This is a genomic window from Sphingosinicella humi, from assembly GCF_003129465.1.
Lineage (GTDB): Bacteria > Pseudomonadota > Alphaproteobacteria > Sphingomonadales > Sphingomonadaceae > Allosphingosinicella > Allosphingosinicella humi.
The window spans coordinates 1,505,127-1,518,347 of sequence record NZ_QFFF01000001.1; the positions used below are offsets into that span (position 1 = coordinate 1,505,127).

Consider the following 13,221-nt stretch of genomic DNA (forward strand, 5'->3'; position numbering starts at 1 on the left):
TTCCGTTGCACCGCAGCCTGATCGTTCCGCTCGCCTTTCTCCTTGGCACCTCCGCTTTCGCCCAGACGCCGCCGGCCGAGCCGCAGCCGCTGGCGATCGACGAGCGGATACCGGCGGCGCGGGACATCCCCTATCCGGGAACGATCGCCATCGATGTCGACGCGACCGACACGGCGCGCGCGATCTTCCGGGTGAAGCAGACCATTCCGGTGCCCGGCCCCGGCCCCTTCACGCTCCTCTATCCCGAATGGCTGCCCGGCAATCACGCGCCGCGCGGGCCGATCGCCTCGATCGCGGGGCTGGAGGTCAGTGCAGGCGGCAAGCCGCTCGCCTGGCGCCGCGATCCGGCCGACGTCTATGCCTTCCATGTCGACGTGCCGGAGGGCGTGGAGTCGATCGACGTCGAGTTCCAGCACCTTTCGCCCACCGAGCCCGATGAAGGCCGCGTCGTGATGACGCCGGACATGCTGAACGTGCAGTGGGAGAAGATGACGCTCTACCCCGCTGGCTACTTCGTGCGGAACATTACCGTCCAGCCCTCCGTCACGCTTCCCGCCGGCTGGCAGGGCGCGACGTCGCTCGACGTCGCCAGCAAGAGCGGCAACCGCATCACCTATCGTCCGGTCTCGTACGAGACGTTGGTCGACTCCCCCATGTTCGCCGGGCGTTACTTCAAGGAAATCCCGCTCAGCGAGGATGTGGACCTCAACATCGTCGCCGACCGGCCGAGCGATCTTGCCGCGACGCCCGAGCAGATCGCCGCGCACAAGCGGCTGGTCGAACAGGCGCTGAAGCTGTTCGGCACCCGGCACTACGACGAATATGAGTTCCTGCTCGGCCTCACCGAGACGATGGGCGGTATCGGGCTCGAGCATCTCCGTTCCTCGGAGAACACCCACCCGCGCACCTATTTCACCGAATGGGACAAGGGTTCGGCCGGACGCGACCTGTTGGCCCACGAAATGACGCATAGCTGGAACGGCAAATATCGCCGCCCGGCCGACCTGTTCACGCCCGATTACCGCATGCCGATGCGCGACACCCTGCTCTGGGTCTATGAGGGGCAGACGCAGTTTTGGGGCAATATCCTCTCGGCGCGATCGGGGATGATGCCCGTCGAGGACGTTAAGGCGGAGCTTGCCCGGACGGCCGCTTATTACGACACGCTCCCCGGCCGCAGCTGGCGTCCGCTGATCGATACCACGCACGATCCGATCGTCGCCGCGCGGCGCCCGAAGCCCTTCTCGAGCTGGCAGCGGTCGGAGGATTATTACAGTGAGGGCATGCTGATCTGGCTCGACGTCGACAGCATGATCCGCCAGCAGACGAAGGGGAAGCGCTCGCTCGACGATTTCGCCCGCGCCTTCTTCGGCATCAATCCGGGCCACGAGGGTATCGTCACCTACACGGTCGACGATGTGGTCGCGACATTGAACCAGGTCGCGCCTTACGACTGGGCTTCCTATCTCGACCGCCGCGTCAACCAGACCGGCAAGGCGCCGCTCGAATGGATCGAGCGCGGCGGCTACCGCCTCGAATATACCGACACGCCGACCGATTACTTCAAGTCGCGCGAAAAGGATCGCGAGACGGTCGACCTCACCTACACGATCGGAATCACGATCGGGAAGGAAGGCGAGATCACCGGCGTCGCCTGGGATTCGCCGCTGTTCAACGAAGGCGTGACGACCGGCACTAAGATCGTCGCCATCGACGGCCGCGCCTATTCCGACGACGACCTGAAGGGCGCGATCACCGCGGCCAAGGGCACGAAGGCGCCGATCAAGCTGCTGGTCAAGAAGGGCGATCTCTACCGCACGGTCGAACTCGATTATCATGACGGCCTCCGCTACCCGCGGCTGGTGAAGGTGGGGAGCGGCCCCTCCACGCTCGATGCGCTGCTGAAGCCGCTGCCCTAGTGGGAATGCTCCGGCTCTTGCTCCCGATTTCGGCCGCGCTTGCCTTGGCGGGCTGCGCCGCCGCGTCGGGTGGCGAAGCGCCGCCGAGGGGGCTGGCCGCCGCCAGTGCCGAGACGCAGACACGGGCGGCGCTGGCACGGATCGAGCGGCTGGACGAGGGGCTGAATGCGGTCATCGCCATCGATCCGACCGCCATCGAGCAGGCGCAGGCGCTCGACCGGAGCAGCACGGCGCGCGGGCTGCTCTTCGGCATGCCCATCCTCCTCAAGGACAATATCGAGGCGAGGGGACCGCTGCCTACCACGGCAGGCAGCCTGGCGCTGAAGGGCAATGTGACGAATCGCGACGCGCCGCTGGTCGCGAGCCTGCGCGCCGCCGGCGCCGTGATCGTGGGCAAGGCGAACCTCTCGGAATGGGCGAACTTCCGCTCGTCCGACTCCATATCCGGCTGGAGCGCCGTCGGCGGCCAGACCCGCAATCCGCACGCGCTCGATCGCAATCCCTGCGGCTCGAGCTCCGGCGGCGCGGCGGCGGTCGCGGCGGGCATGGTGCCGGCGGCGATCGGCACGGAGACGGACGGATCGATCACCTGCCCGGCGGCGGTGAACGGCATCGTCGGGTTCAAGCCCACCCTCGGGCTCGTCAGTCGCACCCATATCGTGCCGCTCAGCCACAGCCAGGACACGGCCGGCCCGATGACCCGCAGCGTCAGCGGTGCGGCGCGGGTGCTGGCCGCCATGGCCGGCACGGACCCTGCCGATCCGGGCACGGCAGAAGCGGACCAGCACAGGTCCGATTATGTCGCGGCGCTCTCGACCACAGCGCTGGAAGGCAAGCGCATCGGCGTCATGCGCTTCGCCGACGGCTTCGGCACCGAGGCGCCGTTCGAGGAGGCGCTGGCGGCCCTGCGGCGCGAAGGCGCGATCCTGGTCGACATCGACAATTACGAGATGCCGGCAGAGATGGGCGACGCCGAATTCACCGTCCTGCTCACCGAGTTCAAGGCGGACCTCAACGCCTATCTCGCCACGCTGCCGTCCGATGTAGAGACGCGCAGCCTCGCCGACCTCATCGCCTTCAACAAAGCCCATGGGGAGCGGGAGCTGGCTTTGTTCGGCCAGGACACTTTCATCGAGGCCGAGGCCACGAAAGGTCTTGGCGATCCCGATTATGTCAAAGCGCGTGAGACGTCGTTCCGCCTCGCCGGCCCAGAGGGCATAGACCGGCTGCTGAGCGATTATAATGTGGTCGCCTTGGTGGGCCCGACCCTATCGCCGGCCTGGCTCATCGACAGCGTCAACGGCGACCAGGTCCCGGGCGGCGGCGCGGGGAGCCTCGCCGCGATCGCCGGCTATCCGCACCTCACCGTGCCGATGGGCGAGGTGAAGGGCCTCCCCGTCGGCCTCAGCTTCATCGGTCCCAAATGGTCCGACGCGCTGATCCTGTCTCTAGGTTACGACTATGAGCAGGCGACCCGGAAGCGCGTCGAGCCGCGATTCCTTGAGTCCATCGAGGAAAGCCCCGAAATCGCCCCGCTGCTGGAGCCGGTCGACTAGCGCTTGCGGGGCTTCTTCTTCGCCGCGCCCCTGAGGCCCGCCTCCACCGCCAGCCTGGCGCAGCGCTGCATCGCCTCCGGATCATCGTAGACGTCGGTGGGCGCGCGGCGATAGTTCATCGTATCGACGCGGCCGTCCTTGAAAGTGACGGAGAAGCGCTCGCAGCCTTCGGCGTCCCAGATCGCGTCCGTCTCAGCATCCGCCTTGAACCAGATCTCGCCCTCGTCGAGGATCGCGAAGATGGTGCCGTCGAGATAGAGGGTCGCGCCGCCCATCATCTTGCGCATCGTCACCGGCCCGAGCGGCTCCAGCGAATCTTGCACCCAGGCGTAGAGGCCCTCGTCCAGCGCCATCAGTGGATCAGCTTCAGGCCGGCGATGCAGGCGACGATGCCGAAGATGAGCGCGACGCGAAGCGCTCCGGCAGGCTCCTGGAAGAAGAAGATGCCCACCAGCACCGTGCCGACCGCGCCGATCCCGCCCCAGACGGCGTAGGCGGTCCCCATCGCGATGTTGCGGGAGGCAAGCTCGAGGAGCCCCATCGACAGGGCCACCGAAACGAGGAAGCCGATCGTCCAGGGCACATTCTTGAAGCCGTCGACGAAACGCAGGCAGGTGGTGAACCCGACTTCGAAGAATCCGCCCAGGATCAACCAAACCCAAGCCATGGTCACAGCGCCGCCTCCATTTCCGCGATCGAGACCGGGCGCCGCCGCGCCGCGATGATGCAGGCGGCGACGATCATGCCGGCGCCGAGCAGGGTCAAGGGCCGCACCGGCTCGGCGAAGACAAGCAGGCCGAGGATGCTCGCCCAGATGAAGGCCGTATATTCGACCGGCGCCAGATGCTGGGCTTCCGCCCGGGCGTAGGCCCAGGACAGCAGCATCAGCGACACGAAGGCGAGCAACGCCGCCCCGGCCAGCGCGGGTACCTGCGGCGGCGTCGGCACCACCGCCAGCACCGGCGCGGCGACGAGGAAGCAGGCGCTCATGATGAGGCTCATGAAGAAGGCGATCTCGAGCGGCTTCGCCACCAGCGCCTGCTGGCGCATCAGGATGATGTTGTAGGCATAGAGGCCGGCGGAGGCGAGGATGGCGAGGGCGCCGCGGAACGCCTCGGGGCCGAGGTCCGACTGCGCCTGGCCGGACAGGATGACGAGCACGCCGGCAAAGCCGAGCAGGGAGGCGAGGATCGCCTGCCGCTCGATCCTCTCCTTCAACAGCCAGGCGGCGAGATGGAGGGCGATGAGCGGCGCCACGAAGGAGAGCGCCACTCCCTGCGCCAGCGGCACTCGCGCGAGGCCCCAGAAGAAGAGGATCGCCATCGCCGCCGAAAGGACGCCGCGCAGCATGTGGAGCCGCGCGACCTGCGGCCCGGGCCAGGGGTTGCCGCGGGCAAAGAAGATCAGGCCGCCGATGACGGCACCCGCCAGCGTCCGCCACAGCAGGGCGTTGTAGGCGCCCATCTCGATCGACAGCCCCTTCATCAGGGCGTCCATCGTGGAGAAGGCGGCGATGCCGAGGGAGGCGACGGCGAAGGCGGTCGCCGTGGAAACGGGTTTCACAGCCCTATCGCGTCATCCCGGCGAGAGCCGGGACCCAAGAATACGGCGCGGGCAGGACGGAAACGACAATGTTCTTGGGCCCCGGCGTCCGCCGGGTTGCCGGTGGTCTCGTCATTCCGCGGCGTGGGCGACGGAATCGTCGGTGCCGGCTTCGATCTCGGCGGCCTTCGCTTCGACCAGCTTCACGATATGGTCGACCATGTCCTCGTCGCGGACATGATGGTCGGTGACGCCGGAGAGATAGACCATATGCTTGCCCTGGCCGCCGCCGGTGATGCCGATGTCGGTCTCGCGCGCCTCGCCCGGGCCGTTGACGACGCAGCCGAGGACCGAAAGCGACATGGGCGTCCGGATGTGGGAGAGGCGCTCCTCCAGCGTCTGGACGGTGCGAATGACGTCGAAACCCTGGCGCGCGCACGACGGGCAGGAGACGACGCGGACGCCGCGGTTGCGGATTCCGAGGCTCTTCAGAATCTCGAAGCCGACGCGGACCTCCTCCTCGGGCTCGGCCGAGAGCGAGACGCGGATCGTGTCGCCGATGCCGAACCAGAGCAGCGAGCCGATGCCGATCGCCGATTTGACGGTGCCGCCGCGCGCCCCGCCCGCCTCGGTGATGCCGAGGTGGAGCGGGCAGTCGACGGCTTCGGCGAGCTGCTGATAGGCGGCGACGGCGAGGAAGACGTCGCTCGCCTTCACCGCTACCTTGTATTCGCGGAAATCCTGGTCCTCGAGCAGCTTGATATGGTCGAGCGCGCTCTCGACCAGCGCCTCGGGGCAAGGCTCGCCATATTTTTCGAGCAGGTCCTTCTCGAGGCTGCCGGCGTTGACGCCGATCCGCATCGCGCAGCCATTGGCCTTCGCCGCGCGCACGACTTCGGCGACCCGCGCCTCGGAGCCGATATTGCCCGGGTTGATGCGCAAACAGGCCGCGCCCGCGTCCGCCGCTTCCAGCGCGCGCTTATAGTGGAAATGAATGTCGGCTACGATCGGCACCCGCGCCGCACGGACGATCTGCTTCAGCGCCGCCGTCGAATCCTCATCGGGACAGGAGACGCGGATGATGTCCGCGCCCGCTTCCTCGCAGCGCCTGATCTGGTCGATCGTCGCCTTGGCGTCGGCGGTGATCGTGTTGGTCATCGTCTGGACGGTGACGGGCGCGCCGCCGCCGACAGGCACGCTGCCGACCATGATCTGACGCGATGGGCGCCGCGCTATGTCTCGCCAGGGGCGAACGGACATGATGAAACTCCATGGGTGGTTCGGCCGATATAGAGAGGGAAGGTGACGGGCGAAAGTCTCGGAACCTAATGGAGGACGAACGATGCACGGCAAGGCGGCGAGATGACCCTACCTTTCTTCACTGTCGGCCACTCCACCCGGAGTATCGAGGCCTTCGTCGAGCTGCTGCGGGCCGGCGAGGTCGCCATGGTCGTCGATATCCGCACCGTGCCGCGCTCGCGCACCAATCCCCAATATAATCTCGATGCGCTGCCCGACTCGCTGGCGACCTATCAGATCGGCCACACCCGCATCGAGGCGCTGGGTGGTCTGCGCGGCAAATCTCGGGAGGTGCCGCCGGAGGTGAATGGCTGGTGGGAGAATCAAAGCTTCCACAATTATGCCGACTACGCCCTGTCGGACGAATTCCGGCACGGCCTCGAAAAGTTGCTTGCGCTCGGCCGGGAGCGGCGGCTTGCCATGATGTGTTCCGAAGCGGTCTGGTGGCGCTGCCACCGCCGAATCGTCGCCGACTATCTCCTTCTCGGAGGCGAGGCGGTGTTCCACCTGATGGGCGACGACCGTGTGACGCCCGCAAAAATGACGCCGGCCGCGCGCGAGACAGGAGGCACGATCACCTATCCGGCAGCGTCAGCCGCTTGATTACTTAGAGCGCGAGCACGGCGGTGGAGGCCAGATGGGCGGACGCATGGGCGATCATGGCCGCCTCCAGGCCCTTGCGCCAGAAAAGCCAGCCGAAGAGCAGACCGGGCAAGGCGTTGCCGAGGATCACCGCGCCGACCAGCCATGGCGGCGGCGAGGGCACCGAGAGGAAAAGCAGCGGCAAGTGCCCGGCGGCGAACAGCAGCGCCGCCGCGGCCGCTCCGGTCCAGTAGCACCAGCCGGGCACGGGTTGGGAGCGGCCCGGCAATCGCCAGGCCAGCCATGCGACCAGCGACATCACGCCCCAGCGCATCAGCAATTCCTCGGCGATGCCGCCGTAGAGGAGCTTGGTGACCAGCGGCACTTCAAACCCCAGGGCCGGGCCGGACGCCACGCCCGCCATCCGTGCCTCCCAAAGGCCAGCATAGGCGACGAGGATTGCGGCCACCAAAAGCCCAACGATGATGGCGGCGGGCAGCTGTTCGCGAACGACAGGGCGCCACGGGCGACGCTCGGCCCAGGCGCGGATAAGCGGAGCGTCGAGCCCGCTCCGGGGTGCGAGCCAGGCGCCGAGGGCCGTCGCCACCAGAATGAGCAGCGCGGGCTGCACCGTCGCCAACGCGCGCAGCGCGAGCGGCGGCCAGGCTGTGGGCGCGAGCTTCTCCACCGGAAGCAGGAGCAGGGACGCCGCCCCGGCAAGGCCCAACAGCATCAGGCGCAACGTTATGCCACTCATCCATTTCCCCCTGTCTCTGGCACTGGGCACCGCCTGAGCCGTCCCCGCTCGATATCGTGCAGCTAAGGATGCAGAGGGCGGAAAGGCAACTGGAGCGGCGATTGCTTTTGCTCCACTTCTGCTATGAGCGCAGGAACAAGGGAGAGGGACATATGCGTTTGTTTTTGCTGATCGGAGCCTTGATGATGACCACCGCCGCCCATGCCGCCCAGCCTTCCGGTGACGGGAAGACCGACTGGAAGCTCGTCATCCATGGCGGCGCCGGTGTGATCGAGCGGAGTCGGCTGAAGCCCGAGCAGGAGAAGGAGATACGCGCGGCGCTGGACCTGGCACTGCAGACGGGCTCCAAGATCCTGGCATCCGGCGGCGATTCGCTGGATGCGGTCGAGGCGGCGGTGAAGGTCCTGGAGAATGATCCGAACTTCAACGCCGGCCGCGGCGCCGTCTTCACCTATGACGGCACCAACGAGATGGACTCCGCGATCATGGACGGCGAGACTCGCAATGCCGGCGCCGTCGCCGGCGTCACCGCCACCAAGAATCCGATCAGCCTCGCCCGCGCGGTGATGGAGGATAGCCCGCATGTCATGCTGAGCGGCGAGGGCGCCAACCAGTTCTCGAAGGAGCAGGGGTTGGAGCAGGCGCCGCCCGAATATTTCGCGACGCCCGAACGTCGCCGCCAACTCGACGAGCTGAAGGCGAGGAAGCTCAGCTGGTTCGACGTCGATCTCAAATATGGCACGGTCGGCGCGGTCGCGCTCGACACGAAGGGCCATGTCGCCGCCGCCACCTCGACGGGAGGGCTCACCGGCAAGCGCTGGGACCGGATCGGCGATTCCCCGATCATCGGCGCCGGCACCTATGCCGACGACCGCGCCTGCGCCGTCTCCGCGACGGGAGCGGGCGAATATTTCATCCGCGCCGGCGTCGCCCACGAGATCTGCGCCCGCATTCGGATGAAGGGCGATGGCGGCAAGGAAGCGGCCGACGCGGTGATGGCCGAAGTGAAGGCGCTGGGCGGCGACGGCGGCGTCATCGTGGTGACGCCCAAGGGCGAGGCGACCTGGTCATTCAACACGCCTGGTATGTATCGCGGCAAGGCCAGTGCCGAAGGGCGGACCGTGGCCATTTTCGGAGACGAGTAGGTCCTCGGCCAACGCCGGGGCCCGGCCCCTAAGCAGACAAGCTGGGCCCCGGCTTTCGCCGGGGCGCAACCTCTTATTGCGGCACCACCGTTACGGCGCGGCGGTTCTGGGCCCAGGCGGATTCGTTGGAGCCGAGCGCCTCGGGCCGCTCCTTGCCCCAGCTGACCACGTTCAGCCGCGACGCCGGGACGCCGCGCGAGACGAGGTAGTTCTTGGCCGAGTTGGCGCGGCGGTCGCCGAGCGCCAGGTTATATTCGCGGGTGCCGCGTTCGTCGGCATGGCCTTCGATCGTGACATTGACCGAGGGGTTGGCGAGCAGCCACTGCGCCTGGGTGTCGAGCACGGCCCGCGCCTGGGCGTCGAGCGTGTGCACGTCGGTGCCGAAGAAGACCCGGTCCGACGTCACATTCTGCATGAAGTCGGCGCGCGAGCCGGGGACGATGCCCGTGCCGATCTGGCCCGTGTCGCCGGTGGTGTCGGTCGGCGCGGTCGGGGCCGACGGCGGCGGCGGCAGTTCCTCCGGCGCCTTCTTGGCGCAGGCGGAAAGGGTGAGCGCCGCGGCGATAGCGGCCGTGCTGAGCAAATTCCTATTCATTCACTTCTCCTGTAAAAACGACGCACTGGTAAATTGTTTCAGGGTAGTAACGGCGACCAGGCCGGATCCGATCCATCGAGCGGTGTCGGGATCCGCCTTTCGTTGACGCCGGTGAGATCCACGGACCAGAGATCGGTGCGGCCGGAGCCCTGGGCGGTTCGGAAGAACATGATGACGCGGCCGTTGGGCGACCAGGTCGGTCCCTCGTCCTGCCAGGCGTTGGTGAGGATGCGCTCGCCCGACCCGTTCGGGCTCATGACGCCAATCCGGAAGCCGCCGCCGATCTTGGTGAAGGCGATGAGGTCGCCGCGCGGGCTCCACACCGGCGTGGCGTAGCGGCCGCCGCCGAAGCTGATCCGGCGCTGGTTCGAACCATCGGCGTTCATCACATAAAGCTGTTGCCCACCGCCGCGGTCGCTTTCGAAGACGATCTGGCGGCCGTCGGGCGAATAGCTGCCGCCGGTGTCGATGCCGGGCGCGTTGGTGAGGCGCTGCGGCGTGCCGCCGCTCGTCGGCACCCGATAGATGTCGGTATTGCCGCCGACCGACATGGAAAAGACGACGTAGCGGCCATCGGGCGAGAAGCGCGGGGCGAACGTCATGTTCGGCTGGTTGACCAGCAAGCGCTGCCGCCCGGAGCCGATGTCGTAGACATAGACCCGCGGCCGTTCGCCGTCGTAGCTCATATAGACGATCGTCTGCATGTTGGGCGCGAAGCGCGGCGTCAGCACCGTCGACTGGCCGTTGGTGAGGAAGCGGTGGTTGGCGCCGTCCTGGTCCATGATGGCGAGCCGCTTGATGCGGTTGGCCTTGGGGCCGGTCTCCGAGACATAGACGACGCGGCTGTCGAAATAGGGGCCTTCGCCGGTGAGGCGGGTATAGACGGTGTCGGCGCATTTGTGCGCGGCGCGACGCCAATATTGCGGCGTCACGACAAAGCCCTGCCGGTCGAGCTCGGTGCGGGCGAAGACATCGTAGAGATAGCAGCCGACGGTCAGCGTGCCATCGCCATTGGCCTGGACGAAGCCCTGCACCAACGCGGTGGCGCCGGTCCCGGACCAATAGCCGAAATTGGGGGAGGTCACCTCGGGATAGGAGACGGGCCGCAGCGCACCGGGCCGGATAGGGCTGAACAGGCCGCTGTTGCGAAGGTCATTGGTGACGATCTCCGCCACCTGCCGGCCAAGCTCGGCGGTGTTGCCGGCCGCGGTCCCGACCGCGTTGGGCGTCGGCATGGGCGGGATGGCGATCGGCATGGGCGCGGCGATGCCGCCCGTGATGTCGACCCTGAGGCGCTCCTGGGCGGCCGCCGGCGCCGCCAGCGCGACGGCAGCCAGAATGAACAAAGCTACGGATTTCATACTCTCTCCAATGCGTCGCATCTCTTGCCCTCAACCCAGCGAGCTCGGCCGGAAGCCGATGTCCATGTCGTCCCAGCCACCTTCATACAGTTCCCCCGGAAGGTCGAGGGGTGCGCAGCGCAGGATCGCGCGGCGGGCGGCTTCCGCGACCTGGCGCGCATAGTCCCGGTTCGACGGATTGACGCCTTCCTGATCCTGAAGGTTTACGGCGCGCACCGATCCGTTGCGGTGAAGCTGGAGCCGGAACACGGTGACGATCTCGTCGATGTCGACACCGCCGGACGGGACGACATAGCAGGGCTTGATCTGCCGGATGATGGCTTGGGCGAGGCTCGCCATGTCGCGGCTGCTGACGGCGGCGCGCGGCTTGGTCGCTGTGCCCTGGCTCTTGTCGCTGATGCCCTTCAGGAAATCGTCGCCGAGGCGGGACGCGCGAGGCTTCTCGCGGGCGCCGCTGCCGCTCGACTTGCTCTCCTTGGGCCGAGCCTTGGGCGCCGGCTTGGACGGCGCGGGCTTTGCGGCCTCCTTGGGAGTCGGCGCGGGGGCGGGTTCGGGCTCGGCGGCGCGGGGCGCCGGCGTCGGCGCGGGCGCGGGCGCTTCGGCGGGCGCCGACGCGGCCTCTTCCATCGGCCCGATCTCGGGCGCCATCGCTTCGGCTGGATCCTCCATCTGCGCTTCGGTGACGGCCGCCTGGAGCCCGACCTCATCGACGAAGGACACCTGGATCGGATCGCTTTGCATCGACGGACGGGTGACGGAGGCGAGGCCGAGCGACAGCGCCGCCAGCAGGGCAAGATGCCCCGTGACCGCTACGCCCAGCCCGGTTGCCTCCGCGCGATCCATCAGCCCGTCTCGGACCCCTGCGTGCTGACCAGCGCGACCTTGCGCAGTCCGGCGGCGTTGATCTCGCCCATCACGCGCATGACCAGGCCGTAATCCAACCCGCGATCGGCGCGGAGGAAGATGCGGGGGCCGCCTTCTTCGGTCGCGGACGAGGCGATTTGTGCCAACCTGGCGGGGAGCTCGGGCTCGCTCACCGGCTGCTCGTCGATGAACAGCGCGCCATTGGCGTCGAGCGAGATCTGGACCGGCTTCTGCTCCTGGTCGAGCGCGCCGGCCTTGCTGTCGGGCAGGTCGACCGGCACGCCGGCGACGAGCAGGGGCGCCGTCACCATGAAGATGATCAGCAGCACCAGCATCACGTCGACCATCGGCGTGACGTTGATCTCCGCCATCGGCGTGCGGCGCTTCTGGCGATGGTCCCCCATGATCGGCCCCATAGCCATGTCAGCCCCTCATCCTTCCCGCTCCAGCTCTCGGCTCAACGTGGCGTGGAAGCCGTCGGCGAAGCGGCCGAGACGCGCCTCCAGCCGGTTGATGCCGTGGGTCATGCGGTTGTAGGCGATCACCGCCGGAATGGCGGCGAAGAGGCCGAGGGCGGTGGCGAACAGGGCCTCGGCGATGCCGGGCGCCACCACCGCGAGGCTGGTGTTGTTGGCGCCGGCGATGTCGTTGAAGCTGCGCATGATGCCCCAGACGGTGCCGAACAGGCCGACGAAGGGCGCCACCGACCCCACCGTCGCCAGGATGTTCAGACGCTCCGACAACCGGTCGATCTCGGCCGCGACGGCGCCGTGCATCGCCACCGCCAGCCGCGCCCGGGTTCCGTCACGGTCGAGCACCTTGTTCGCCGTCGAGCGGCGCCATTCGGCGATGCCCGCGGCGAAAATCTTCGCGCTCGGCCAATCCTCGCGGGCGTGGGCCTCGTGAAATCGGTCGATGTCCTGGGCCTTCCAGAAATCACGCTCGAACCGCTCATTCTCGCGCGCCACCTTCTTGATGCGCAGCCAGTGTCCGATGATGATCGCCCAGGTCCAGATGCTCGCCAGAATGAGACCGATCATCACCGTCTTCACGACGATGTCGGCCTGCATGAACAGGGCGACCGGCGACATCATTTCCGAGCCGCCGGACAATTTAAGGTTCATCACGCTTCGCTTTCCCCTTTGAGCTTCTCGAATTTTTCCACCCAGGCGCGCGGCTGCCGCTTGGGCCTGCCTTCCGGCGAGAGGAAGGCAGCCGTGACGGTCGCGTCGGTCAAGACTTGAGGCCCGCGCATGACTCGTTGATGAATGACGCAGGAGGCGGCGCGTACTTCGAGCACGCGGCTCACCACCACCAGCTCGTCGTCGAGCTTCGCCGGCGCCCGATATTTGATGTTCGCCTCGGCGACGACGTAGACGCCTTCGCCGCCCTCGAGCGCCGCGCGCTGGTCGACGCCGACCGCGCGGAGCATGTCCGAGCGCGCCCGCTCCATGAAGCGGAGATAGTTGGCATAGTAGACGACGCCCGCCGTGTCGGTGTCCTCGAAATAGACGCGGAGGGCGAAACGATGGGTGCGGCCGTGGAAGGCGCCCTCATAGGGCCGATCGCGGAGCGGTTCGGTCATGCCAGGTCTCTCTAGC

At 67.4% G+C, this 13,221-nt stretch carries 15 protein-coding genes; 4 read left to right on the plus strand and 11 right to left on the minus strand.

Features of this window, described 5'->3' with window-relative positions:
• Window positions 1–5: 5 nt before the first annotated feature.
• Together DF286_RS07435 and DF286_RS07440 are read left to right on the plus strand one after the other, a co-directional pair.
• Complete coding sequence (locus tag DF286_RS07435) at window positions 6–1,919, plus strand: M61 family metallopeptidase (RefSeq protein WP_109270852.1); 1,914 nt, start codon at window positions 6–8, stop codon at window positions 1,917–1,919.
• Window positions 1,920–1,924: 5 nt separating this feature from the next.
• The gene (locus DF286_RS07440; RefSeq protein WP_109270853.1) at window positions 1,925–3,475 is read left to right on the plus strand and encodes an amidase; all 1,551 of its coding nucleotides are present in this window, start codon (window positions 1,925–1,927) and stop codon (window positions 3,473–3,475) included.
• On the opposite strand, the gene DF286_RS07445 is transcribed toward DF286_RS07440, so the two are convergent.
• The 4 genes from DF286_RS07445 to ispG form a co-directional block, all read right to left on the minus strand.
• Window positions 3,472–3,828 (minus strand): TfoX/Sxy family protein, encoded by a 357-nt coding sequence (locus DF286_RS07445; RefSeq protein ID WP_109270854.1) that lies wholly within the window; start codon window positions 3,826–3,828, stop codon window positions 3,472–3,474. The two genes, DF286_RS07440 and DF286_RS07445, sit on opposite strands and share 4 nt — an antisense overlap.
• Window positions 3,828–4,142, minus strand: a complete 315-nt coding sequence (locus DF286_RS07450; RefSeq protein WP_109270855.1) for a DMT family transporter — start codon at window positions 4,140–4,142, stop codon at window positions 3,828–3,830. Before DF286_RS07450 ends, DF286_RS07445 begins: the two co-directional genes overlap by 1 nt.
• A gap of 2 nt (window positions 4,143–4,144) precedes the next feature.
• Window positions 4,145–5,038, minus strand: a complete 894-nt coding sequence (locus DF286_RS07455; RefSeq protein ID WP_279379325.1) for a DMT family transporter — start codon at window positions 5,036–5,038, stop codon at window positions 4,145–4,147.
• A gap of 111 nt (window positions 5,039–5,149) precedes the next feature.
• Window positions 5,150–6,277, minus strand: a complete 1,128-nt coding sequence (ispG, locus tag DF286_RS07460; protein ID WP_109270856.1) for a flavodoxin-dependent (E)-4-hydroxy-3-methylbut-2-enyl-diphosphate synthase — start codon at window positions 6,275–6,277, stop codon at window positions 5,150–5,152.
• Window positions 6,278–6,379: 102 nt separating this feature from the next.
• On the opposite strand from ispG, the gene DF286_RS07465 reads away from it, so the two are divergent.
• Window positions 6,380–6,919, plus strand: a complete 540-nt coding sequence (locus DF286_RS07465) for a DUF488 domain-containing protein (RefSeq protein WP_109270857.1) — start codon at window positions 6,380–6,382, stop codon at window positions 6,917–6,919.
• Window positions 6,920–6,923: 4 nt separating this feature from the next.
• Here the strand turns inward: DF286_RS07465 and DF286_RS07470 are convergent, their stop codons facing one another.
• The gene (locus tag DF286_RS07470) at window positions 6,924–7,655 is read right to left on the minus strand and encodes a CPBP family glutamic-type intramembrane protease (RefSeq protein WP_207790013.1); all 732 of its coding nucleotides are present in this window, start codon (window positions 7,653–7,655) and stop codon (window positions 6,924–6,926) included.
• Window positions 7,656–7,807: 152 nt separating this feature from the next.
• Between DF286_RS07470 and DF286_RS07475 the strand changes: the two genes are divergently transcribed.
• Complete coding sequence (locus DF286_RS07475) at window positions 7,808–8,800, plus strand: isoaspartyl peptidase/L-asparaginase family protein (RefSeq protein WP_109270858.1); 993 nt, start codon at window positions 7,808–7,810, stop codon at window positions 8,798–8,800.
• A 73-nt stretch (window positions 8,801–8,873) separates the two neighbouring features.
• Here the strand turns inward: DF286_RS07475 and pal are convergent, their stop codons facing one another.
• Genes pal through ybgC form a run of 6 tightly spaced genes read right to left on the minus strand, consistent with a single transcriptional unit; the run spans window position 8,874 to window position 13,205 of the window.
• Window positions 8,874–9,395, minus strand: coding sequence for a peptidoglycan-associated lipoprotein Pal (gene pal, locus DF286_RS07480; protein WP_109270859.1), 522 nt, complete (start codon window positions 9,393–9,395; stop codon window positions 8,874–8,876).
• Between the two features lie 38 nt (window positions 9,396–9,433).
• Entirely contained in the window at window positions 9,434–10,756 is a 1,323-nt protein-coding gene (gene tolB, locus DF286_RS07485) for a Tol-Pal system beta propeller repeat protein TolB (RefSeq protein WP_424141240.1), read from the minus strand.
• Window positions 10,757–10,786: 30 nt separating this feature from the next.
• Window positions 10,787–11,599 carry a hypothetical protein gene (locus DF286_RS15120; RefSeq protein ID WP_158274640.1) on the minus strand — a complete coding sequence of 271 codons (813 nt, stop codon included), beginning with the start codon at window positions 11,597–11,599 and terminating at the stop codon, window positions 10,787–10,789.
• Complete coding sequence (locus DF286_RS07500) at window positions 11,599–12,042, minus strand: ExbD/TolR family protein (protein WP_109270862.1); 444 nt, start codon at window positions 12,040–12,042, stop codon at window positions 11,599–11,601. Before DF286_RS07500 ends, DF286_RS15120 begins: the two co-directional genes overlap by 1 nt.
• Before the next feature lie 9 nt (window positions 12,043–12,051).
• On the minus strand, window positions 12,052–12,744 hold the full coding sequence (gene tolQ, locus DF286_RS07505) for a protein TolQ (protein WP_109270863.1): 693 nt from the start codon (window positions 12,742–12,744) through the stop codon (window positions 12,052–12,054).
• Complete coding sequence (ybgC, locus tag DF286_RS07510) at window positions 12,744–13,205, minus strand: tol-pal system-associated acyl-CoA thioesterase (RefSeq protein WP_109270864.1); 462 nt, start codon at window positions 13,203–13,205, stop codon at window positions 12,744–12,746. The genes tolQ and ybgC overlap by 1 nt, the downstream gene beginning before the upstream one ends.
• Window positions 13,206–13,221 lie beyond the last annotated feature (16 nt).

Coding starts and splice junctions, on each gene's coding strand:
- DF286_RS07440 (WP_109270853.1), top strand. CDS start 1,925: ATGCTCCGGCTCTTGCTCCCGATTTCGGCCGCGCTTGCCTTGGCGGGC.
- DF286_RS07445 (WP_109270854.1), bottom strand. CDS start 3,828: ATGGCGCTGGACGAGGGCCTCTACGCCTGGGTGCAAGATTCGCTGGAG.
- DF286_RS07450 (WP_109270855.1), bottom strand. CDS start 4,142: ATGGCTTGGGTTTGGTTGATCCTGGGCGGATTCTTCGAAGTCGGGTTC.
- ispG (WP_109270856.1), bottom strand. CDS start 6,277: ATGTCCGTTCGCCCCTGGCGAGACATAGCGCGGCGCCCATCGCGTCAG.
- DF286_RS07465 (WP_109270857.1), top strand. CDS start 6,380: ATGACCCTACCTTTCTTCACTGTCGGCCACTCCACCCGGAGTATCGAG.
- DF286_RS07470 (WP_207790013.1), bottom strand. CDS start 7,655: ATGAGTGGCATAACGTTGCGCCTGATGCTGTTGGGCCTTGCCGGGGCG.
- DF286_RS07475 (WP_109270858.1), top strand. CDS start 7,808: ATGCGTTTGTTTTTGCTGATCGGAGCCTTGATGATGACCACCGCCGCC.
- pal (WP_109270859.1), bottom strand. CDS start 9,395: ATGAATAGGAATTTGCTCAGCACGGCCGCTATCGCCGCGGCGCTCACC.
- tolB (WP_424141240.1), bottom strand. CDS start 10,756: ATGAAATCCGTAGCTTTGTTCATTCTGGCTGCCGTCGCGCTGGCGGCG.
- DF286_RS15120 (WP_158274640.1), bottom strand. CDS start 11,599: ATGGATCGCGCGGAGGCAACCGGGCTGGGCGTAGCGGTCACGGGGCAT.
- DF286_RS07500 (WP_109270862.1), bottom strand. CDS start 12,042: ATGGCTATGGGGCCGATCATGGGGGACCATCGCCAGAAGCGCCGCACG.
- tolQ (WP_109270863.1), bottom strand. CDS start 12,744: ATGAACCTTAAATTGTCCGGCGGCTCGGAAATGATGTCGCCGGTCGCC.
- ybgC (WP_109270864.1), bottom strand. CDS start 13,205: ATGACCGAACCGCTCCGCGATCGGCCCTATGAGGGCGCCTTCCACGGC.